This window comes from Amycolatopsis sp. H20-H5 (assembly GCF_035828755.1).
Classification (GTDB): Bacteria; Actinomycetota; Actinomycetes; order Mycobacteriales; family Pseudonocardiaceae; genus Amycolatopsis.
On sequence record NZ_JAYMZS010000055.1, the window covers coordinates 1 to 19,487 of the forward strand.

Sequence of the window (19,487 nt, forward strand, 5' to 3'; positions counted from 1 at the left end):
ACGGGACACGTCGCACGCGATCCCGAGCCGAAGCGGCGGAGCGGCGACGAGCGCGCGGGTGGTGCGGGTAAAGGGTTCGGCGGTGACCGTCGCTCCCGAGGCCGCTTGGGCTTCGGCGGCGAGTACAGCACGCATGCGCACCCGTCCGGGCGGTGTGGCCGACGTGGTCCTGGTGGTGACCCGGTCGCGGATTCCGGCGGTGCTCAGCGATCGGCCGAGATGGCGTGCGGCGGTGCGTTCGTTCGCGCGCGGTGCGCGGATGTCCGACACGGGGCTGCCCGGACCTCCGCCGCTACCGGGGGCGAACACGGTGTGTGCGTCGTCGGCGGCTTTCGCGCGTGCGGTGTCGTTGGCGGCTGTCGCTTCCATGGCTTGGGTGACGGGGTCGGTGGGCGCGGTCGCCGCCGCGACGGCACGGGCGATTCCGCGCACCACGTTGCTGATGGCCTGCGCGAGTTCCGACGGGGTGGCGTTGCCGCCGCCGATGCGGGACGGGGGCGGGCCGTCGGGGTCGGTGCCGATGGCGAGGCACCACTTGCGACCCAGTTCGATCATGGTGTCGGCGTCATCGTCGGTGGTGCGATGTGCTTCGCGCCACAAACCTTCCAGGGTGGCGAGGGTGCCCGCGCCGAGGATCGTGGTCACCACGCGGCGGACAGCGGCGGTTTCGCGGCGGTTGAGTACCCCGCCGTCCACCCGCGCCAGCAGCAACCCGGCGGCGTTCGCGGCGTCGTGGTTGGACATCGTGGGCGCGTTGGCGCGCGCGTCGTTGAGGATGAGGTTGGTGGCGCTGGCACGCAACCAGTAGCGGTCACGCCGTCGGCGACGCAGCTGCGCCGCTTCAATGCGGGACTCTTCCAACAGTTCGGCGGCCTCGACCGCGCCCGGTGGCGCGCCGATCGGTGCGCGCCACACGGAGTGTTTCGCGTGGGCGCATTCGTGGGTGAGCAGGCCCCACGCGGTGCGGTAGCGTTTGCGGTCGCCGACGCGGTGCGGGGCGACCGTGGCGGGGTCGACCCCGGGGGCGAAGTGGACACCGTCGACTTCGATGGCGGCGAGGTCGGGAAAGAAACACGCGGGGGAACCGTGTCCCGCGCCGGGGGCGACGGTGACAGTGAGGTCGTCGCGGTCGGCGATCACGGGCACCTCCCGGCCGAACGCGGCGGACAGGGTGGCCCATCCCGGGGCGGCGGGGAACACGGCGGTCGGCGTGGCTGCGGGTAGGGCGATCACGTGCGCGGTCATCGCGGAGTGTCCTTTCACAACAGTACGGGCGCAGACGGGCGCGGACGGGCGGCGGGTTAGGTGATGTGGGCACCGAGGGCGAGAGGTTCGACCGACGGGCCGAACACGTCGTGGACCACGGTGGCGACGGTGTCGCGGTCCTCGTCGGGGGCGGTGCCGATCAGGTTCCCGGCGGCGAAGTTGACGCCCAGCGCGGCGGCGATCCGCTCGAACGCGAGCAGTTCCCGCAGCTGCGGTGCCCACCCGATCTCGCCCCTGTCGAATGAGGTGGCGAGGGTGCGTGCCACTCGCACGGCCCGGACGTTCACGCCGAGTTGGGCGGCGAGGTCGTAGTCGGTGGTGACCTTGATCTGCGCGGAGAACCGTGACGAGAGCGCGTCGGTCAGTACCGCGCCGTGGACCCCGGGGTTGTGTCCGGCCACGACGTAGAACCCGTCGGCGGCGTCGACGGTCTCGCCGTAGTTGCCTTTGATGGTGATTTGTCGGCGGCCGTCCATCGCGGGGTAGACCACGGCGAGCACGGTCGGCGGTATGAGCGTCGCGTCGTCGATGAACAGCGGGCGACCGTCGCGCATCGCGGTCACGAGTGGCCCGTCGAGGAACTCATACGTGCCGTGCGGGGTTTTGAACTGGTCACCGACGAAGTCCGCGACGATGGTGTCGCCGTCACCTTGGATGGTGATGAGGTCGGGGAAAGCGGCCTCCACCACCGACGTCTTCCCCGTTCCCGGTGGTCCGTACATCAGTGCCGCGACACCACCGTCGCGCAACTTCCGTAGCGCGGTGACATCCGGGATCCCGGCTAAATTCCGGGGGTGGTACAGCTGCCCGTTGGGGCGCGGGACCGGACCCGTCACGGGCGGCGCGGGTGCGACGGGCGCGCGCACGGGTGAGGGTGGCGCGGCGGCAGTGGTGGTGGCGGTGCGGGGTGTGGTGGTGGCGGTGCGGGGTGTGGTGGTGGCGGTTTTCGCGGCGGCAGCGGTTTTCGCGGTCGCCCGGTACATCACCGGGCTGCCCCCGGTTTTCGCCGCTTCATCCTTTGCGGTCAGGGTGGCGAGTGCGTTGCCGACCGCGCCTGATGACTTGCCGCCCAACATGTTTGCGATGGTGACCGGGGTCAGTGGTGTTGTCGCGGTGGTGAGCATTTCGGCCACCTGGCGGCGAAGTTCACCAGCGGGTAAGCGGGTACCGCCCGGGGCGGGGGCCGTGGTCGCGGTCGGCGTGGTCATGGCGCGGGTGTCCTTTCGGGACAATGTCGAGCGGGTTAGGAGCGGTCGCGAAACGTCGTGGTGAGCGTGTCCACGGCCTCGTATTCACTGGCCACCGCGTACTGAATTCCAGTGGGGGACACGACTCGCCAGTCGTCACCGCGCACGATGTCGGCGGGGTAGTACGTGCCGATGAGGGTTCCGTCGGGGCGGGTCACGGTGCCGTACAACACTTGTTGACGGTCGGCGGGATCGATGATCACGCACATGGTCAAACAGTCGTTTTCCCGGGAACTCCGGATCACGATGTCGGGGGTCGGGGCGGGGTCGGCGGTCGGGTCGATGACGCGCACGACGTCGCGGGGGTTGGTGTTGTGGTTCACGGTGTTGCCCTTTCGGGTGAGGGTGGGCGGGTTCACCATTCGCCGATCGTGGTGAAACGGATCGTTTCGGTGGTGCCCGCGACGGTGGCGTTTTTGATGTCGTTGAATCCCATGGCGTGCAACATGGCGGCGGTGGCGTAGCCGCCCCGGTTGCGGCGGGTGCGGGTGCGGGTGCGGGGCCCGCCGGGGCCGTGCACGGTCATTTTCCGGCCGTCGAACGTGATCGGGTAGCACGTGACCGGGGTGCCGTTGTTGATGATGGTGAACGTTTCGTTGCGGTGCATGCCGTTTCCCCGTGTCGTTTCGGTGGCGCGGTAGGCGCGCGGGCGGGCGTGTTCGCGGGCGGTCTAGCCGTTGGCGGCGATGGCGTCGGCGACGATCGCGGCGTCGATTTCTTCGGTGTCGCGTTCGTGGTTGGTGGCGGCCGTGTCGGCGGCGGTGGGGGTGGCGTAGTCGCCGGACCAACCGCAATAGCAAAACGCGGTGGCGGTGCCGTCGGCGTGGGTGTCGGTGTCGGCGTAGCACATAGCGGGCCCCTAACGTGAACGGTGACGGGTTGACCTATTCCCGGCGACATTTCCGGCCGGGTGGCGTTTGTGTGTGGTTTCCGGTTTTCCCGGTGACACAACAAACGTAACCCCGGAACGCGCGGCGCGCAATAGTTTTCCGGCACCTTTTTCGGTGAATTTAGACAATTAATTGTGATTTCGCCGAATAATTCACAACAATGTTTGCCCAGGTCAGAGCAATAGGAATTGATTTGCCAGGCCGCGGGCCGCCGGCAACCGCGGCAGATGAGCGAGAGAATAGAATATAAACAAAATTGAGAATGGACAGGGCTGGAAGGCGAGATGGCAACGAAAGGGAGTACAGACACACACGACAGGGACGCGAGTGACATCGCCGCCGGGCCTGATGTGCTTCCCTGCTTGATGTCAAGCGAGTCTGGGATACCGGCGGATCCCCCTCTAGGGGTTCTCACCTGCACAGACGCGGGACAAGGGGGGATCCGGCTTAGTCGGCCCCCAGAACGCGGGACTGAGCGGCGGGCCCGTTGGTACCCCCGGTGGTGGCGGCCACGCTCCGCACGCGGCAGGCCGATGGCGCTCACCGCCGACGGACAGGCGGATACAAGCCCGCGAAGCCGGACACGGTGCGACATCGGAGGCACTGAGGTCTTTATCGCGACTCTCGCCAGTGCCCGCGCGCTATTCTGACTTTGTTCCGTCGAGGTTCGATTCCGGTGAAGGTTTCTTTTTCTCGCGGCGTCGCCACCTGTGGCATCGTGTGCCGTGAACGAGTGCACGGAGATACTTTTCTTGTGCGGCAGGGTTTTCGTTGACACGGTCGACGCTAGCATTGTCGCAGCGTGACAAGGGCCCGTATATCGAGGTATTTATTTTCCCTCGGTGGACAGTGTTCTTGTCCGCATGGGCCTGGTGGAGGCCACGGTGTGCGCGCCTCGATGGCGGCTGGCGCCGGTGTCATTCGCCGGACCGGTCATCGGGTGTGGTGGTGATGCCGGTGTCGAGGTCGCGTAGACGGGCCGCGAGCTCGATGGTGGCCGGTGTGGGTGTGGCGTCGATTTCGGCGAGCCGGGTTGTGAGCAGGGTCAGGGTGCGGGAGATGGAGGGGTGGCGGCCGAGGGTGTGTTCCAGGCGCATGATGTCGCGGTAGAGCAGTTCGTTGTGCGGGTCGAATGCCCGCGCGGTTTCCAGCAGGTCCAGGGTGGCGGTGGGATCGTCGTGGACGTGGGCGCGCGCCAAGGCGGCGACAGCTTCCAGGGCGTCGCGGCGGATGGCTTCGCGGGCGGCGGTGAGCCAGTCGGTGTCGAGCCCGTCGGCGAGCGCGCCGCCGTAGGCATCCACGATGGCCTCGTAGGCCTCCAGGCGGGCAGTGTCGGTCGTTGCGGCGCGCCGTCGCGTCACCGCGGCCGAGAACGCCCAGAAGTCGACCTCCACCGCGCCCGGGGCGAGCGTGTACTGACCGCGGTCGACCAGGACCAGCTCGGTGACGGCTCCCCTTGTGCCTCGCTCGACGGCGCGCCGGATCCGCGAGACAACGGTGCGCAGCACACTGCCCGGGTCGCGGGGGAGCTTCTGGCCCCACAGTGCGTCGATGACCGCGTCGCGTGACATTCCCGCGGGGTGCACACCGAGCAACACCAGCAGCTCGATCAACCGGCGGGAAAACCCACCCGACATCGCCCTCAACTGTTCCGGCTGGGCGGGGTCTGGCCGCCAGGCGAGCGACGGCGTTCCGAACACCGACAGCACCAGCGGCGCTACCCGTCCTTCTCCTGGGCCAGAAGCCTCACCCTTCTCACCACGAGTGTGCAGAAGCACCACACGGCCACCTTCGGCGGTGCCGGCATCCGGAAGGGCCGTGATCTCCAAGCTCGCGTTGACCGCGGTCTGTGGTCTTCCACTGTCCGTCGCGTGCTGGGGTGCGACCGTGACGTCGGGTGCGGGGGTCTCGCCGTCACCGGTGGATTGTTCACCGGTCGACGACGCCGACCGGGTGGTGCGCAGGAACGTGAGCAGGTCACGTGCGGCGGTGTCAGGCAGGGTGAACGCGCGGCTGCCGCGCAGCGCTGCGCCCAGTCCCGGGCTGGTGGCGGAGATGGTGCCCGCCTGGTTGACGTAGGCGGTGATCCCGGGTTGCCACTGCCCCAGCAGCAGCGCCGCGATGCCCGCGTGGGCCCCGTTGTCGAGCAACCCCTGCAGCCGGGTTCGCTGACGTTGGTCGGCGGGTGGGCTGACCACCAGCACCCGCGGCCGCCGCCCAGGCGTGGTCTGGTCGGCGCTGGGCAGCAGGGCGGGTTCCAGCGAGGCGAGGGCGGCGTCGAGATCGGCTACGACCTCGATCGCGCGCGGCAGATCGGCTGCCCGCATAGATACGCCGAGCAGCGCGGTCAGGTCGTCAGCGGGGACCACGACAGCGGTGGTGTCCGGCGTGGTTCTGGTGGTGAGCACGGTCAGCAGCAGCGCACGGGTTGCGGCGCGTGCGCCGGGTCCGACAAAGCCGAGACCATGCGCTCGGGCCAGGTCGAGCGCCAGAGCCCGCCCCTCTGCCCCTCCCACGGTTGTGGGGGTGGCGAGTGCGATGTCCGGGGTCAACGCCGGCCACCGGGTCGTCGTGCCGGTGTGGATGAGCTGACGCTGCCGGGGTGGCAGGACCTGCACGGACGCGTGCCGGGCGACAGGGGTGTCGGTCCCGGTGCTCGGCATGATGGGCTCGCCTGCCTTGGCGGCGTCTCGCGCGGCCTCGGCGAAGATCTCCTGGTCCTCGTCGTAGTTCCGGGCCTGGATGTGCGCGAGGTTGAGCTCGTACACCACCGGCGCGACGTGCACGTCGTCGCCGCGTGTGCCACTGCCGGGGCGGTAGCGGGCCTGGTGGCGCAGCCGTGCCAGCGCCAGCGCGGCACTGATCGCGGCGGCCAGGCCGAGGCTGACGAACACCTCCGGTCCCCACGACACCCCTCCCGGCCGACCCTGATGGTCGCTGGCCTCGGCGACACCGGGAGCATCCGGCACCGGCGGCCGCGTCACCGATGGCGCGGCGGGCCCCGGCGTCCCCGAGGTGCGCGGGCTGGGTGTCGGTGCAGGAGTGGGAGTGGGATGCGGCGTGGGCTCCCGAGTGCCCGCTGTGGGGGCGCGAGTGGGGAGGCGGAGCAGGTCTCCGGGGTGGATCAGGTTGGGGTTGATCAAAATCCGGCCGTGAGGTTGGGCGGTGCCGTGATTGAGTGCCCAGATCTCCGGCCAGCGGTCACCGTCGCCGAGACACCGCAGTGCCACGCGCCAGAGTGAGTCGTGCACACCGTTCACCGGTGGCCGCACCCGGTCCGTCCCTGGTAGAGCCCCTTCCTGGCCGTCGAATTGCGCGGAGGCACCCGGTGAGTACCCATAGCCGCTAGCGCCCGTCCAGGAGCGCGTCGGGCCTGGCTGGGCGGGTGCGGTGGCCACGACGGCGCTGCGGCCTTCCACGGTGACTCCCCCGCCCGCGGACGTGGCGGGCGTCGCGGACGCGGCACCGCGGCCGAGCCAGCTCAGCAGCACCGCGGCCAGCAGCCCCGCGACCAGTCGCCGCAGCGGGCCGGCGTGGGCCTGGATCTCGTCCCAGCGCAGACCACGAGCGACATCGACGAAGCAGGCCACGACGCTGACCATCAGGATCGCCCAGAGGACCCACAGCAGACAGGCGAGCACATCGAGAACGAAGGGGGTGCCGGTGATCAGCAGCGGCACCATGTCCCAGTCGGCGCGGGTAGGAACGTGATCGGGCAGCGGCCAGCCGATGAACCGCACCAACGCCCACGGCAGCCCGACGCTCAGCCCTGCCGCGATGGCCACGATGATCGCGGTCCGGATCAGCAGTCCCAGCACGCGGCACGTGATGCGCAGCCCCCGCACCACCTGCCGTAGCACCGAGGCCAGACGACGAGGCGATGGTGTGGGCGGGGTGTGCTGTCCTGGCATGGGTCGACCACCTTTCAGCTGGCGGTTGTGGATCGGGGTGCCCCGGGGGGGTGCCCTGATGTCGTCAGGGCACCGGCACCGGCGCCGGCGCCGGGACCGGGGCGGCGTGGTCCGGCACGTTTCTCGCGCCAACGGGGTGCGCTGGTGTCGGGGAGGCTTGGCCGGCGTTCGGGTTCCTCGCCGCGGACAGCTCCGGCCTCGCGCGGCTGTGGGTGGCGGGCGGGTTGCCGGTGGGCTTCGTGCGTTTGCCGCGGGCCGGTGTGCGGGCGGTGAGCCAGCGGGTGAGGTCGGCGGCCGGGACGTCGGTGAATCGCGCCAGCTCATCGATGCTCATCACGGTGGTGGCGTCGGTGAGGACGTCGCCGAGTTGCCGCTCGACCTCGCGCAGCTGTTCGGCGATCGCGGCCCGTCGTCCGGCGAGTGCGCCGACCTGCTGCGCGGCGGCGGACCGTTTCGCGCTCAACGGGGTGTCGTTCTGCTGGACCCGACGTTCGATCTCGTCACGAGTGGGCACGGGCTGGTTCCTTCCACTAGTCGTCGCACACCGGCTCGAGGCGCCGGGCGCGATCACGCTTCTTCTGCGACTATGCCGCGTTGTGGGTGCGCGGATCCCGCGCCGTGCGCACCGATCTCACGCACACCCACCAGCGACAACAGCTGGGTCCGGTAGGTGGTCGTGACGGTCACGGTCACCGTGTCGCCGGAGACCGTCACCGTCCCGGTGGCACCGATCCCTGCCAGGTAGCCGCGTGCAAGCGCATCGGCTTGCGCCGGGACCAGACGAAGCTGCCCGGTGGCGCGATAGACGGACAGGTCGATGGCCTGGGCGCCAGCGCGCGCGGCGGACTCGGCCTCCCCTGTGACACGGACTTTCGCGGCCAGCGCCAGCCCGCCGTCCAGCCCCAGCCCCGCGAGCGCGAGCAGTCCGAGCATCAGCACGACGACGAACGCGGACACCCGACCTTCCCCGACGCGCCACCACGACCGCCACCGGCAGCGGCCAGAACGGGCCCGGCCAGAATGGGTACCGTGACAGCCCCGCAGACACAGCCACGTGCCTTGAGTGAGGACACGCTGACCGCGTGGCACGAGGCTGGGCACGCGGTCGTGTACCTGCTGCAGGGTCGGGCGCTGCGCTACGTCACCCTGCGTCCTTGGGGTGCTGGTCAGGCGGGGTTCACCGCGGTGCGGCCTCGCCGGGTCGACTTGTCCACAGTCGCGGTCGTCGCCCACGCCGGGCCGCTCGCTCAGGCCCGTCTCGTCCTGGACACCATCAGCGACACCGAGCGGCAGCGCGAAGACCTGACCGCCGAGGACGTCCGGCTCGACTCCTACCTGCACGGTGGCCACGACGACCTGGCACTCATCGCCCGCGCTCGGCGCGCCTACGGTCTTCCCGCTCGGCAGCCCGACTTGTGGGCAAGCATCGCGCAGGACACAGTCGACCGTTTCTGGCCGCAAATCAGCCGGGTTGCCGACGCACTGCTCGACCACCGAACACTCACCGGCCTCCAGGTCCGCCAATGCGTCGACGACATGACGCCGGTCGGGTGACGTGCTCATCGCGCACCGCGGGCTTTCGAGCGCCAAGTGTCGAGGGGTTCGACGGCTGTGGCGGACAGTCGTTTCTGGCCGGGGACGCCCAGGATGAGTGCATCACCGACGTCGACGGTGCAGGAGACTGTGACGGCGACGGTGCCGCCCGGCTGCACCCCGCCGGTGGTCGTGTCCACCCTCAACGACTGGCACGTCACCCCGGCTGAGGACAGCGCGCCCGACGCGGTGGACTGCGCCGCCGTCGCGGCAGAGGCGGGACTGCGTTGGATGCTTGCCGCGCGAGCGGCCTGGTGCGCGGCGTCATCAAGTCGTAGCCGGGCATCCACACCCCGGTGGATGACCACGGCCACGAACACCAGCAACATGATCAGCAACGGGGCCACCAGCGTGACTTCTGCGGCCACCGAGCCCCGGTCGGCCCGCCACCAAGCCACCCACCAACCCCGGCGGCGCCATTCGCGCACCAGTGGCCGTCCTGGGCCGCCGCGCAAACGCTTCGCGGCTATCTCCGTCGGTGTGAGGTTCGTCTTCACCACTGTTGATCACTCACCATCGGCCAGTGTCAGAACACTCACGAGCGCGCTGGGCACCAAACCTGTCGGCACCCGATGGCCGGGACTGGTCTTGGGCACCGCCGCCCGCGACATCCGCACCAACCGCATCCTCGACGAGGTCCGCGCCACCGGCGGCGACGTTCGCCGCATCTGCGACCTGTTCGGACTCTCGGTCAAAGCCGCCGCTCGCTACACGGCCATCCTCGACCACCCCGGCCTGCACGGTATGGCGATGAAGTAGCTGATCGCGATAGCGTGACACGTGATCGCATGGCTGAACGGAACCTTCGGGGTCGGCAAAACCACGACCGCTCGCGAACTGACACAGTTGATACCCCAGTCCCGGATCTTCGACTCCGAGCAGATCGGTTACATGCTCCGTCACGTCCTGACAGAGCCGGTCGACGACTTCCAGGACTGGCCACCGTGGCGCCCACTCGTCACTCGCACAGCAGTCGAAATCCTCAACTACGTCGGCGGCACCCTCATCATCCCGCAGACAGTCCTGGTCGAACGCTACGCACGGGAGATCTTCCAAGGCTTCGACAGCGAAGGCATCCCCGTCCAGCACTTCGTGTTGCACGCGCCGGCAGACGAACTTGTCACCCGGATCGAAGGCGACCAAATCGACGCGATGGCACGGGATTGGCGCCTCAAGCACATCGCCCGCTACCAGGAAGCTCTGCCATGGTTGCGTGATGCAGCAACCATCATCGACACATCCGGACTGCCACCCCAGAAAGTCGCGCAGGACGTCGCGAACCAACTCCTGCGGCCATGACTTCGCACTGACACGACCGCTACGCCGTCGAGCCCCCTGGAAGGTCTTGCCACCAGTTCCCGAACCCGAGCACTCATCTACCCTCATTAGTGACCACCACCGCTTCGGTTCCCGTCGGCGACCGCTTCAGAATTCGTGAACTCGTAAACATCGGGAACGAACCTCTCGGCGGGGCCGGAGGCTTCGGCGTGAACGGGCAGGCTCAGGAACGGAATCACCGAGGTGGCGGTGCCCGTGATCCGCACCGACGCGGACGTAGCGCTGCGATCGGCGCTGACGTGGGCCCCGGTCAGCGGGCCTCGTGCGAGCTGTTCGAGCATCTGCTGCGCACTTGCGCTTCCTGCGGCCGCAGTGCCGCCTTGGGCTCGCGCTGTGGCGAGCCCTTGGGATGCCGCGGCTTGGGCGACGTGTGTGGCGTGGCTCCATAGGGCGAACTGGATGATCGCCAGCAGTGTCAGCAAGAGCAACGGCGTCGCGATCGCGAGCTCAACGCTGACCGACCCGCGATCCCCGTGCAACACACGCCGAACCCGGCCCGGTTTGCTCATTCGCACACCGCGACCGGCGACGCCACGGTTATGCGGTGGCCGTGAGAAAGAAATGGTGGCCATGGCTAAAGACTGATGCCCGAGGCCTTGGCGGTGACCTTTGCGACGATCAGCGCGATGATCGCCAGCGCGGCCACGACCAGCAGTGCGGTCACCAGGACCGTCTCGGTCGAGTACCCGGCCTCGGGTTCGCCGCGGAGCGCGTCCCATCGTGCTTTCAGTATTGACGATGTTGTCGCCCACTGCGTTTTCAACGCTGTTAACAAGTCGTGGTGCATTGTTTGTCTCCTGCTTCACGTCTAGCACGAGATCAGTTCACCTGGAACTGATTTTTGGACTGGCATGTGGGAACCAACGAGATCGAGGCCGTATCGACACCCCACGGCTTCTCCCAGGGAAACGGTCCTGCGTTGGTGACGTCCCGCGCGGCAGTAATGTAGGCGAATATCACCTGTGGCAGCGATTCGGCCGCCACGTCTGCCCGGACTACCTGTAGTTTTCGCAGTGACTCCAGGACTGTAACGGCCCTGTCATTCAGGTTGGCACGTTGGAGTTTCTCCGACCACGCTTGGGCCAGAGTGACGCACGCGTTGAGATGGCTCAACACTCGCTCCGTGGTCTGGTCGCTCGTGGCAAGGGCGTCATCGACCAGCATTCGTAGTTCGCCGACTGATGATTCGGCATGGAGCTGGTTCGCAAAATCGCGGGCTGTGCGAGTCTGGTCGAGGAGTAGTAACGCGTTCCAGGCCGCCAGATGCACTTCGCGGAGTGCGGACCGGCCGATCCAGACGCAGGCGGGGCTGGCGTGCAGCTGGTCGACAGCGGCGATAATGTCGGACGCCATCGCGTACGCAGTACTGCTCGCTGTCATGAAGTCTGCACTGCGATAGAAGAACTGCCCAGGCCGCTCAAGTCGACACTTCGCGCCCCGGCGATGCACATGATCGGTGGCGAAAAACTCCAGCTCGACAATAGCCGCCAGTGCTGTGCTACCGAGAATCGCAACACCAAGAGTGATCGACAGAACCAGGCCAAATCCATTCCACAAGAACGCACCCGTCACTGCGATAGCGAAGCTCGCAAGGCGTCCGAGAGCAGTGGCGGGCTTTAGTGCGGCCCGGAGCTTCTCGCGGCGCCAATCAGCCATCGATAGGTTCGGATTCCACAGCATGGTCGCCGACCCGTCCTCGAATACACCATCGGATGTAGCTGGCCACGCTGGCTCGGTCAGGTAGAGTTCCTTGGTAAGCATCGACTTTCTCTCCTGCCAGATTCGTATTTATAGTCCATTAAGGACACTGGTTAGTGCTGGGTAAGCGATGAAGGTCAAGAATCCTAGAAACAGCGTCATCACCGGGAGCGACATGCGCTCCGTGGCGGCCTGGGCGTCGCCCTCGGCGTCGGTAATCTGGTGCGTCCGCAGCGCCCCCGCCTTGGCTGCGAGCGACGCGCGGACCCTGGCGCCTTCGGTACCAGCCAGACTGACCGACGCGGCGAGCTCGGCCAGCTCGGTCACGTCGAGTTCCTCGCCAAGCTGCCGCAGCGTCGCCCACGGCGTCGTACGAGTCAGTCGCGCAGTATCCAGAGCACGGCGAATCTGGTTGAACGCCCAGCCGCGACCGATCGCGACCGAGTTGTTCAAGGCGCTGTCGACACCTGCGCCTCCGGCGAGGGTGATCCAGACCAGGTCCAGATAGGCCGACAGGGCGTGGCGGAACCCGGTCCGTAACTTCGTAGCATCCGAGCGGGCTTGCAGGTCTGGCAGGACGAACCCGGCGGCGGCCAGCACGAGCCCGGCGATGATCGGGACCTCGATACCCAGCGACAGATCTACCAGGGCCAGCAGCAGCTGCAGCACCGTCGGTGCCAGCAGCCCGGCAACCGCCAGGATGGCCTTCTCGGCCAGGTGCACCGACGGGGCACGGCCGATGACGGCGAGGTCACGTGACAGCCGTTCGCCGGGCAGTCCGAGTGCCCGCAGCGAGGAAATGAACGGGCGGCCGAGCTTCGCCGCCCATCCGGTGTCGTCGGTTGCCAGGATCGATGGCGGTGCCGGGGGTGTTGTGGTGCGGGCCAGGACCGCACGGAGCGCGGGGCGAGGCGGAAACAGCCACACGGCCAGGGCCCACAGTCCGATGCCTAGCCCGGCTCCCAATCCGAGTGCGGTGACCATGACGTCACACCTGCCTTTCTGCGACTTGCAGGGCTTCGATGGCCGATGATTCATCGGCCATCGACAAGAAGCGGTCAGGCTCAGTGACCCTGGCGATGCGCACCAGCCAGGCGAATCCGAGTGAGAAGAGCACCCCGATGCCCAGCAAGACGATCTGTCCGGCGGCGGGGTCGTAGGCGGCCAGATACGGACGATTCAGCAGCACCACAGCGACCGCGAAGGCCAGTGTGGTGCCGACGATCACCCGTACCGAGGTGCGTGCGCGGGACCGTCCGGCCTCGACTCGCATCCGCATCGACGCCTGCTCGCGGGCCGCGTGGGCAAGCGAGCCGAGCAAGTCACCCAGCTGGCGGGCCTGTTGCTCGGCCGCCAGAACGAGTGCCGCGATCACGAGGTCGCCAGTCGGGTCGGCGAGTCGGTCGGCCAGGTGCCGCAGAGACGGTGCGAGACGGTCGCCGGACTCGATAGCGGCCGCGAGTTCTGTGACCTCGGCGCGGATGGCCAGCGGGGACAGCGGTGCCGCGACGAGGATGGCCTGCTCCAACCCGGCCGCCGCCGAAAGGGTGTCGCGCAGCATCTCCGTCCACGTCGCGATCGCCTCGATCCGCGCTACCCGGCGAGCGTGGCCGGGATCCCGCCCCAGTACCCGGGGCAACGTCCAGACCGCAAGCCCTGCCAATACGGCGCCGACGACCCATCCGGTCGCCACGCCGGTCAGCACCCCGACCGCGAGGGCCAGGCCGATCCGCAGCGCCTGGCGCTGGTCTCGCGGCGAGTCCGGGCCGCGGCGGGACCAGTCCGGCCGCCGTCGACGGCGGTGCGGGTCGACGCCCCGTACACCGATGACCACCAGCAGGAGCCCGATCCCGACGCCGACGCCGAGCAGCGTGGACAGCACGGTGGCGAGTGAGGGCGTGACGTTCGCTGGAGATGTCACAGCGGCCACCATCCTTCAGGCTCCTCCAGCAGGCCGGGGTCGAAACCGACGTCGACAAGGTCGTCGAGGGTGTCGGTGCGCATCGACCCGGCCACTGGCCGCGCACGGCGGTCCGCGCCGGGGCGGTAGACCTCGTTGGAGACCACCTGCGGGCCGTCGGCGCCGACAACCTCGCGGATCGAGGACACGACGCGGGCCTTGCGGTCGGTGCCGCGGGCCAGGTGCACCACAAAGTGCACCGCGCTCGCCACGAGCAAATTCGTGGCGTCCAAGGGAAGCCGCTCGACACCTTGGGCGGCGTAGGACGCGAGCCGGGTGAAGGCGATCCGGGAACTGGAGGCGTGCAGCGTAGCCATGCTGCCGTCATTTCCTTGCGACATCGCGTTGCACATCGGGATGACTTCCGGTCCCCGGATTTCGCCGACGATCACGCGATCCGGGCTCATCCGCAGGCCCCAGCGGACGAGCTCGGCTTGGGAGATCGCGCCCGCACCTTCGACGTTGGCTTCGCGGGCCTGAAAGGCGGTCACATCAGCGTGGATGTCGGGATCGATTTCGAGGCCGAGTTCGAAGGCGTCCTCAATCGTGACGATGCGTTCCAGCGGGTCCATCTCGGATGCCAGCGCGCGCAGCAGAGTTGTCTTGCCCGCACCAGCTCCGCCGGTGATCAGTACGTTCTTGCGAGCCCTCACTAACGCGCGCAGGAACGCTTCCAGACCGGGATCGACGGTGCCTCGCTTACGCAACTCGGGCAGCGTGACCGTGAGGTAACCGTGGCGGCGGATCGACAGCGAGGTCATCCCGCCCGCGGTCAGCCCCATCACCGCGAACAACCGCTCACCACCGGGCAACTGGAGATTGACCGCCGGCGAACCATGGTCAAAGCGCCGCTCCTGGCTCGATGCCCGCGCTGCGAGCAGCCGAATCAGATCGGTCAGCTCCTCGTTCGACCCGGCGATCGGCGCGACCTTCGCCCGGCGGCCGTCGTTGTACTGCACGAAAACCCGGTCGAAGCGGTTGGCGTTGATCGTCTCCACGCCTCCGTCGTCCAGCAGAGGTTGTAGGCCCGCCATGCCGAACAGCTCGTTGATCACCTCGGTGATCACGTGTTGCTCGACATCGCGGCCCACGAGGTGGTGATTGGCCTCCAGCTCGGCTTCAACGTGCACCTGGACGGCATCGTCGAGGATCTCCCTCGCGAGTTCGCGACGGCCTTCGCGCGTTAGCGCGGCGCCGGCCCGACGCTGCTCGGCATCGACCCGTTGCGGCAGCTCGGTGCCGAGCTTGTCCCGCAGATGCTGGCGGAGTCGCGCCGCCGCCGCCGAGTCCAACGGCTCCTCGACAGGCGGATATGGCTGTGCGGCGGGATGCCCCGGCAGCGGCGCTGGGCCTGTGCTGGGGTGCCGGTGCGTCGATGGCTGTTGCCAGTTGGCGTGCTGTTGGCTCGGACGCAGCGGTACCGGGGGCGGGTAGCCGTTGGGCATGCGCTCGTGGGTCGGGTACGTCATGAGGCTTGCCCTCCGCGTGAGGTATTCGAGCCGAAGTCCGGAACCTGGATCGGTGGCGCGAGCCGTAGGCCGTTGATCGAGACTGGGTTGGCGGGTACCCCTGGTATTGCTCGCAGCGCCGGTGTCGTCTGGCGTTCTTCCGGCCATTGGTGAGGCAGTGTCGGGGGTGGGGGCTGCCGTGCCACGAGCACCTTCGCGACCCGGTGCGCGACGTGGCCCAAGGCCGAGTGCGCCGGTCCGCCGCGACCCCACCGCGGCGAGCTGGGCCGCCCGCACAGCACGCCCGCACCGTGTGGGTCGTCGGGGACGCGGCCCAGCGGCGGCACGCCAAGCTCATGGGCTACCTCGGCCGAGGAGTAGCCTTCGCCGACCAGCAGCATCACCGGGTGTGCGTTCCAGCGGCCGATTGCGGGCAGCCTGCGGGCCAAGTGCGCAAGGTCATCGGCGTGAGCACGGGTCAGCAGCACCATCGCATCGGCACAGCGCACGATCGGCAGAGCCGGAGACCCGGCGTCGATACGGCCGCAGTCGGCAACCACGACCGTATCCGCAGCATTCGCCGCCGCCCTCAGGATGCTCACGCCAGCGGCCTGATCGGCAGTCAACGCGGACAACGCGGCCCGTGCGCGGTCGGCGTCCGGCGGTGCGGCCACTACCGGCAGGCCGCCAGGAAGGGCTTGTGCGTGTTGCCACACCGCTGCCGGGTCGTTGTTGCGCCGCGCCGCGGCCGTGAGGCTCAGCAGCCCCGGCGAGGATTCCAGCGAAAACCGCGTGGCGATGTCGCCGCCGGATGGGTCGACCTCGACTATTAGCGGGCGCGCGGGTGACGGCCAGCGGGCGGCCAGGGCGACCGAGAACGTAGTGGTGCCGGGCGACCCCTTCAGCGACAGAACGGCTATCAACATCACCGACTACCTCCTGAGAGCATCACGATCGACAGCTGGCCAGCAGGCACGGCGGCGACTTGGCGGGCGGCGGCCTCGGTGAACTGCATCGAGACCACCGTGGTCTGCTCGTTGGGTGGCGAGGTCACGTTGGTGACCACCGCCGGCCACGACGTTGTCGAGTCCGGTGTCGGTGGGCTCGCCACCGTGCCGCCTGCCGGGCCGGGCGCAAACACCACTGATACGTGGGTCCCCGGTGATACCTCCGGCGGGAACTGTCCGGCCTTTAGTGACAGGGCCGCAATCGCCTGTCCTGCCGTGGGCATGTTGCCTCCGCCGATCGTGTCCGGGGTCAGCAGCGCACCGGCGGGCAGACTCGTCGATATCGTCCTTCCCACAACACTTCCCGCTCGCCGAGCATCCACAACAGACACTTCGGGATCGACAATGACGCTGGCCTGCCGCAGATCCTGCGTGGTCAGCACGTGCCCAACTGATACTGGCCGGGCCAGCGCGAGCACTGGCACTCGGTTGTCGGAGTTCAACGAGACCACCAGGAACGCGGCGGCGCACGCGAGTACGAGCAGAGCACCCAGCAGCAGATGCGGGATGCTGCGCCGTCGGCCCGTCCCTCGTAGTCGCGAGCCGGTCTTCTTACCGTCGGCCACCCACCGGCCGGTGGTGGCCGAGGTTGTGGATCGATCGGTGTCTGGCTGGGATGTGACGTTGGTTGTCACGCCGGTACCTCCAGGCATGGGGGCAGCACGCCGCGTCGCCAGCAGATGATCAGCGAGCGGAGAGGGGTGCGGTTATTGTTGTTATGAATGGGAATTGCTGGCCCGAAGGGTCAGCCGTGGCCGTTGTTGAGGGCCTGAGACTCGGCAACTCGGAAGGTGGCGTTGCCCGTCGTGGACATATCTGGGAACGTCCCGGCTTGACCCGCACCGGCCCAGGTGACCGTCCAGTGCACGGTCGCGGTGACCGGGAACGCCTGTCCCGCTTGACTTGCTGAGGAGTTGCGGTAGGTGTGGCCACAGTCCGGAGAGGACGCCTTCGGATCACTTCCCGGACGGAAGGAGGTACCCGCCCCGGCGCACGTGACCGTGCGGCCGTCACCCATCGCCCAGAACACCGATGTCGGTGTCGCGGTGGCCGTTACCGACACGCCGGGCACCGAAGCAGTTGCAGACAATGGCGCCCACCCGCTCGACAGCCACATCCAGGTCGGCAGGTTGACCAGCTGGTCTCCGGCAGGGTTCGCCGCGATTGAGGGAGTCGGTAGCCTCAGCTGCTTGTGCGCCATGTCAGCCAGTTGAGCCGGCGAGGGCAGCTGTGCAGCGCCAGGCTGTTGTCCATCGGGAATCCACATCGGCGGCCGGTACAGTGCGTCGACCGCTCCGGCGCCTGAGCACTTCCAGACATACCAAGCACCCGGCTGCCCGGGAGCGAGTTGCGCACTGACTGCTGAGCGGGTGAAAACGGCGGACCGCACGGTGACAACACCGGTGTTTGCGGGTCGCGTGAAGGCGGCAGTGGTTACCCCGCCGGACGGCGGCTGGTAGCTACTCTTGACGTACGAGCAACTATTGAGATTCCTGTCTCCGATGATCGTGTCACCGGGATTGTTGCTGTTGCCGGGCTTTCCGGACCCGCCGGGGTGCCCCGGCTTGCCACCGCCGTCGCCAGGTGTTCCTCCGGGCTTGCCGTTGTCACCGCCCGAGCCTGCGCCGAGATTGCAAGCAGGCGTCGGTACCTGGCTGCAGGTTGTGCTTCCCCAGCCATTGTCGGCCAGTGCCGGAGCTGCTGCGCCGAGCACGCTGATGGCCACGATTCCCGTAATGGTCGCGATACGTCGCACGCTCAACACGTCCCTACGTCGTGCACGCCGTAGTCTGTAACTTTCCACGAGCTATCGGACTGTTTCTCGACGACGGCGTTGACCTGCTGGCGACCACCCGGCTTGTTGTCGGCGAGCTGGCCGTTGTCTGCGCGGTATTTCAACCAATGCGTCGAGTCTCCGCAGTCGGCGACGACGACCTTCTTGGGGTTGTCCACCGGATCTTCGGAGGTGACGCTCGGATTCAAAACCGGCGCCCCTTTAGTGACCAAGCCGTTGTAGTGGTCCGCATACAGACCCCGCGAGAGATTTGTCAAGGCGACCCCTGTCGCGTACTGGCCCAGGGTGGGAGATTGCCAGTCTGAACTCTGTCCCGCTGCCACGAAGTCTTGCCACATACCGCGGTATGCGGCGAGTGCCTTCGTCTTCGCCGAATTGTCTGGCGACGCGGGCGGCGGAGCGGAGGACAACGTCGAGGGCATTGACGCACTAGTGTTGGTCTCTGCTGGTGAAGGACCGCTGCAACCCGCCATCAGGAAGGCTGCGGCAGCCGGTAGTGCCATTGCGGCTCCGGTCCTCCAGCGCTGCTGCGACAGAGATTTCAACGCCATGACGGGCTCCTCTGGCCTATTGGTATTCGTCAGCTGGTCGCGACCAACGCGACATAGGTGCCCGCGATCAAGGCGGGCCCGAACGCGATCTGGTGGACTCGGCGGCCGGTACACCGCAGGCCGACGATCTGTATGAGGCCGAGAACGGGGCCGAAGATGACCGACAATGCCACGGTTGGCCAACTTGACCAGCCTGCTGCGAATCCGAGTAGCGTCGCTATCTTGACATCGCCACTGCCGAGTTGGCCCGGGGTTACTGTCGCGATTACTATCCACCAGGCACCAGTGAGCAGAGCAGCTTCGAGACCGTCGACCAATGGCGAGCTGTCGTACCCGATCAAGCACATCGCGCTTGCCGTAACACCTGCCGCGGCGCTGGCCGTGGCAATCAACCTGTTCGGAAGCCGCTGCGTCAGTGCGTCGATCGCAGCCAGCGGAAGCATTACGGGAATCAAGCAGACCGCCATTGCGAGTTGCGGGGTCGTTTTGATTGTGCTCGCAAGTCCGGCGAACGCGCACGCCGACGCGACGGCGGCATAGTCGAGGAAGCCCGAAACGATCGACGGCACCGGACCGAGCGAGGCTTCGACCAGGCGTCCGAACGACACCCTGGCGATCATCCAGCCGGATGCACTCCACAGGCCGATCGCGAGGGGCCCGGCGAGAGACTGTTCGAAGCTCATCGAACATCCCTTCGATGGTCAAGCTGGTTTGACGTCCACATTCGGATGAGCCACGCGGTGCAGGTTGTCGGGCTAAGGAGGTGATTGCGTGGCCCCAAGG

The 19,487-nt window shown here is 67.8% G+C and carries 23 protein-coding genes; 3 read left to right on the forward strand and 20 right to left on the reverse strand.

Features of this window, described 5'->3' with window-relative positions:
- From QMK34_RS26780 to QMK34_RS26815, 8 genes are all read right to left on the reverse strand, one after another.
- Positions 1-1,245 (reverse strand): hypothetical protein (locus QMK34_RS26780; protein ID WP_326417185.1); only part of this gene is annotated, 1,245 nt, incomplete at its 3' end.
- A gap of 56 nt (positions 1,246-1,301) precedes the next feature.
- Complete coding sequence (locus QMK34_RS26785; RefSeq protein WP_326417187.1) at positions 1,302-2,474, reverse strand: AAA family ATPase; 1,173 nt, start codon at positions 2,472-2,474, stop codon at positions 1,302-1,304.
- 35 nt (positions 2,475-2,509) lie between these two features.
- Complete coding sequence (locus QMK34_RS26790) at positions 2,510-2,875, reverse strand: hypothetical protein (RefSeq protein WP_326417189.1); 366 nt, start codon at positions 2,873-2,875, stop codon at positions 2,510-2,512.
- The gene (locus QMK34_RS26795) at positions 2,869-3,120 is read right to left on the reverse strand and encodes a hypothetical protein (protein WP_326417191.1); all 252 of its coding nucleotides are present in this window, start codon (positions 3,118-3,120) and stop codon (positions 2,869-2,871) included. Before QMK34_RS26795 ends, QMK34_RS26790 begins: the two co-directional genes overlap by 7 nt.
- Positions 3,121-3,183: 63 nt before the next feature.
- Positions 3,184-3,363, reverse strand: a complete 180-nt coding sequence (locus tag QMK34_RS26800) for a hypothetical protein (RefSeq protein ID WP_326417192.1) — start codon at positions 3,361-3,363, stop codon at positions 3,184-3,186.
- 957 nt (positions 3,364-4,320) lie between these two features.
- Entirely contained in the window at positions 4,321-7,314 is a 2,994-nt protein-coding gene (locus tag QMK34_RS26805; protein WP_326417193.1) for a BTAD domain-containing putative transcriptional regulator, read from the reverse strand.
- A 64-nt stretch (positions 7,315-7,378) separates the two neighbouring features.
- Complete coding sequence (locus QMK34_RS26810; protein WP_326417194.1) at positions 7,379-7,828, reverse strand: hypothetical protein; 450 nt, start codon at positions 7,826-7,828, stop codon at positions 7,379-7,381.
- A 53-nt stretch (positions 7,829-7,881) separates the two neighbouring features.
- Entirely contained in the window at positions 7,882-8,271 is a 390-nt protein-coding gene (locus QMK34_RS26815; RefSeq protein ID WP_326417196.1) for a pilus assembly protein TadG-related protein, read from the reverse strand.
- Positions 8,272-8,373: 102 nt separating this feature from the next.
- Here QMK34_RS26815 and QMK34_RS26820 point away from each other — a divergent pair, with 102 nt between their 5' ends.
- Positions 8,374-8,868 (forward strand): hypothetical protein, encoded by a 495-nt coding sequence (locus tag QMK34_RS26820; protein ID WP_326417197.1) that lies wholly within the window; start codon positions 8,374-8,376, stop codon positions 8,866-8,868.
- A 5-nt stretch (positions 8,869-8,873) separates the two neighbouring features.
- Here QMK34_RS26820 and QMK34_RS26825 read toward each other — a convergent pair whose 3' ends face one another.
- Positions 8,874-9,404: a TadE/TadG family type IV pilus assembly protein gene (locus QMK34_RS26825; RefSeq protein WP_326417199.1), complete on the reverse strand. Its 531-nt coding sequence runs from the start codon at positions 9,402-9,404 to the stop codon at positions 8,874-8,876.
- 91 nt (positions 9,405-9,495) lie between these two features.
- Here QMK34_RS26825 and QMK34_RS26830 point away from each other — a divergent pair, with 91 nt between their 5' ends.
- A complete protein-coding gene (locus tag QMK34_RS26830; protein WP_326417200.1) occupies positions 9,496-9,666 on the forward strand; it encodes a hypothetical protein in 171 nt (56 codons plus the stop codon).
- 21 nt (positions 9,667-9,687) lie between these two features.
- Entirely contained in the window at positions 9,688-10,206 is a 519-nt protein-coding gene (locus QMK34_RS26835; RefSeq protein WP_326417201.1) for an AAA family ATPase, read from the forward strand.
- Positions 10,207-10,292: 86 nt separating this feature from the next.
- Here QMK34_RS26835 and QMK34_RS26840 read toward each other — a convergent pair whose 3' ends face one another.
- The 11 genes from QMK34_RS26840 to QMK34_RS26890 all read right to left on the reverse strand — a co-directional run bounded on the left by QMK34_RS26840 (position 10,293) and on the right by QMK34_RS26890 (position 19,387).
- A complete protein-coding gene (locus QMK34_RS26840) occupies positions 10,293-10,754 on the reverse strand; it encodes a TadE family protein (RefSeq protein WP_326417203.1) in 462 nt (153 codons plus the stop codon).
- A gap of 65 nt (positions 10,755-10,819) precedes the next feature.
- On the reverse strand, positions 10,820-11,032 hold the full coding sequence (locus QMK34_RS26845) for a hypothetical protein (RefSeq protein WP_326417204.1): 213 nt from the start codon (positions 11,030-11,032) through the stop codon (positions 10,820-10,822).
- 32 nt (positions 11,033-11,064) lie between these two features.
- Positions 11,065-12,006: a hypothetical protein gene (locus QMK34_RS26850; protein ID WP_326417205.1), complete on the reverse strand. Its 942-nt coding sequence runs from the start codon at positions 12,004-12,006 to the stop codon at positions 11,065-11,067.
- Between the two features lie 27 nt (positions 12,007-12,033).
- Positions 12,034-12,927 carry a secretion system protein gene (locus QMK34_RS26855; protein ID WP_326417206.1) on the reverse strand — a complete coding sequence of 298 codons (894 nt, stop codon included), beginning with the start codon at positions 12,925-12,927 and terminating at the stop codon, positions 12,034-12,036.
- Between the two features lie 4 nt (positions 12,928-12,931).
- Positions 12,932-13,876 carry a type II secretion system F family protein gene (locus QMK34_RS26860; protein WP_326417207.1) on the reverse strand — a complete coding sequence of 315 codons (945 nt, stop codon included), beginning with the start codon at positions 13,874-13,876 and terminating at the stop codon, positions 12,932-12,934.
- On the reverse strand, positions 13,861-15,348 hold the full coding sequence (locus QMK34_RS26865) for a CpaF family protein (RefSeq protein ID WP_442785227.1): 1,488 nt from the start codon (positions 15,346-15,348) through the stop codon (positions 13,861-13,863). Before QMK34_RS26865 ends, QMK34_RS26860 begins: the two co-directional genes overlap by 16 nt.
- 20 nt (positions 15,349-15,368) lie before the next feature.
- The gene (locus QMK34_RS26870; RefSeq protein ID WP_326417210.1) at positions 15,369-16,277 is read right to left on the reverse strand and encodes a chromosome partitioning protein; all 909 of its coding nucleotides are present in this window, start codon (positions 16,275-16,277) and stop codon (positions 15,369-15,371) included.
- Positions 16,277-16,993 (reverse strand): SAF domain-containing protein, encoded by a 717-nt coding sequence (locus tag QMK34_RS26875; RefSeq protein WP_326417211.1) that lies wholly within the window; start codon positions 16,991-16,993, stop codon positions 16,277-16,279. Before QMK34_RS26875 ends, QMK34_RS26870 begins: the two co-directional genes overlap by 1 nt.
- Before the next feature lie 110 nt (positions 16,994-17,103).
- A complete protein-coding gene (locus QMK34_RS26880) occupies positions 17,104-18,114 on the reverse strand; it encodes a hypothetical protein (RefSeq protein WP_326417213.1) in 1,011 nt (336 codons plus the stop codon).
- A gap of 2 nt (positions 18,115-18,116) precedes the next feature.
- Positions 18,117-18,704, reverse strand: a complete 588-nt coding sequence (locus QMK34_RS26885) for a hypothetical protein (protein ID WP_326417215.1) — start codon at positions 18,702-18,704, stop codon at positions 18,117-18,119.
- 29 nt (positions 18,705-18,733) lie between these two features.
- The gene (locus tag QMK34_RS26890; protein ID WP_326417217.1) at positions 18,734-19,387 is read right to left on the reverse strand and encodes an A24 family peptidase; all 654 of its coding nucleotides are present in this window, start codon (positions 19,385-19,387) and stop codon (positions 18,734-18,736) included.
- Positions 19,388-19,487: the final 100 nt, after the last annotated feature.

Excerpts from the sequence above, each read along its gene's own strand:
- QMK34_RS26785 (WP_326417187.1), bottom strand. The coding sequence starts at position 2,474 with ATGACCACGCCGACCGCGACCACGGCCCCCGCCCCGGGCGGTACCCGC.
- QMK34_RS26790 (WP_326417189.1), bottom strand. The coding sequence starts at position 2,875 with ATGGTGAACCCGCCCACCCTCACCCGAAAGGGCAACACCGTGAACCAC.
- QMK34_RS26795 (WP_326417191.1), bottom strand. The coding sequence starts at position 3,120 with ATGCACCGCAACGAAACGTTCACCATCATCAACAACGGCACCCCGGTC.
- QMK34_RS26800 (WP_326417192.1), bottom strand. The coding sequence starts at position 3,363 with ATGTGCTACGCCGACACCGACACCCACGCCGACGGCACCGCCACCGCG.
- QMK34_RS26805 (WP_326417193.1), bottom strand. The coding sequence starts at position 7,314 with ATGCCAGGACAGCACACCCCGCCCACACCATCGCCTCGTCGTCTGGCC.
- QMK34_RS26840 (WP_326417203.1), bottom strand. The coding sequence starts at position 10,754 with ATGAGCAAACCGGGCCGGGTTCGGCGTGTGTTGCACGGGGATCGCGGG.
- QMK34_RS26845 (WP_326417204.1), bottom strand. The coding sequence starts at position 11,032 with ATGCACCACGACTTGTTAACAGCGTTGAAAACGCAGTGGGCGACAACA.
- QMK34_RS26850 (WP_326417205.1), bottom strand. The coding sequence starts at position 12,006 with ATGCTTACCAAGGAACTCTACCTGACCGAGCCAGCGTGGCCAGCTACA.
- QMK34_RS26855 (WP_326417206.1), bottom strand. The coding sequence starts at position 12,927 with ATGGTCACCGCACTCGGATTGGGAGCCGGGCTAGGCATCGGACTGTGG.
- QMK34_RS26860 (WP_326417207.1), bottom strand. The coding sequence starts at position 13,876 with ATGGTGGCCGCTGTGACATCTCCAGCGAACGTCACGCCCTCACTCGCC.
- QMK34_RS26865 (WP_442785227.1), bottom strand. The coding sequence starts at position 15,348 with ATGCCCAACGGCTACCCGCCCCCGGTACCGCTGCGTCCGAGCCAACAG.
- QMK34_RS26870 (WP_326417210.1), bottom strand. The coding sequence starts at position 16,277 with ATGTTGATAGCCGTTCTGTCGCTGAAGGGGTCGCCCGGCACCACTACG.
- QMK34_RS26885 (WP_326417215.1), bottom strand. The coding sequence starts at position 18,704 with ATGGCGTTGAAATCTCTGTCGCAGCAGCGCTGGAGGACCGGAGCCGCA.
- QMK34_RS26890 (WP_326417217.1), bottom strand. The coding sequence starts at position 19,387 with ATGAGCTTCGAACAGTCTCTCGCCGGGCCCCTCGCGATCGGCCTGTGG.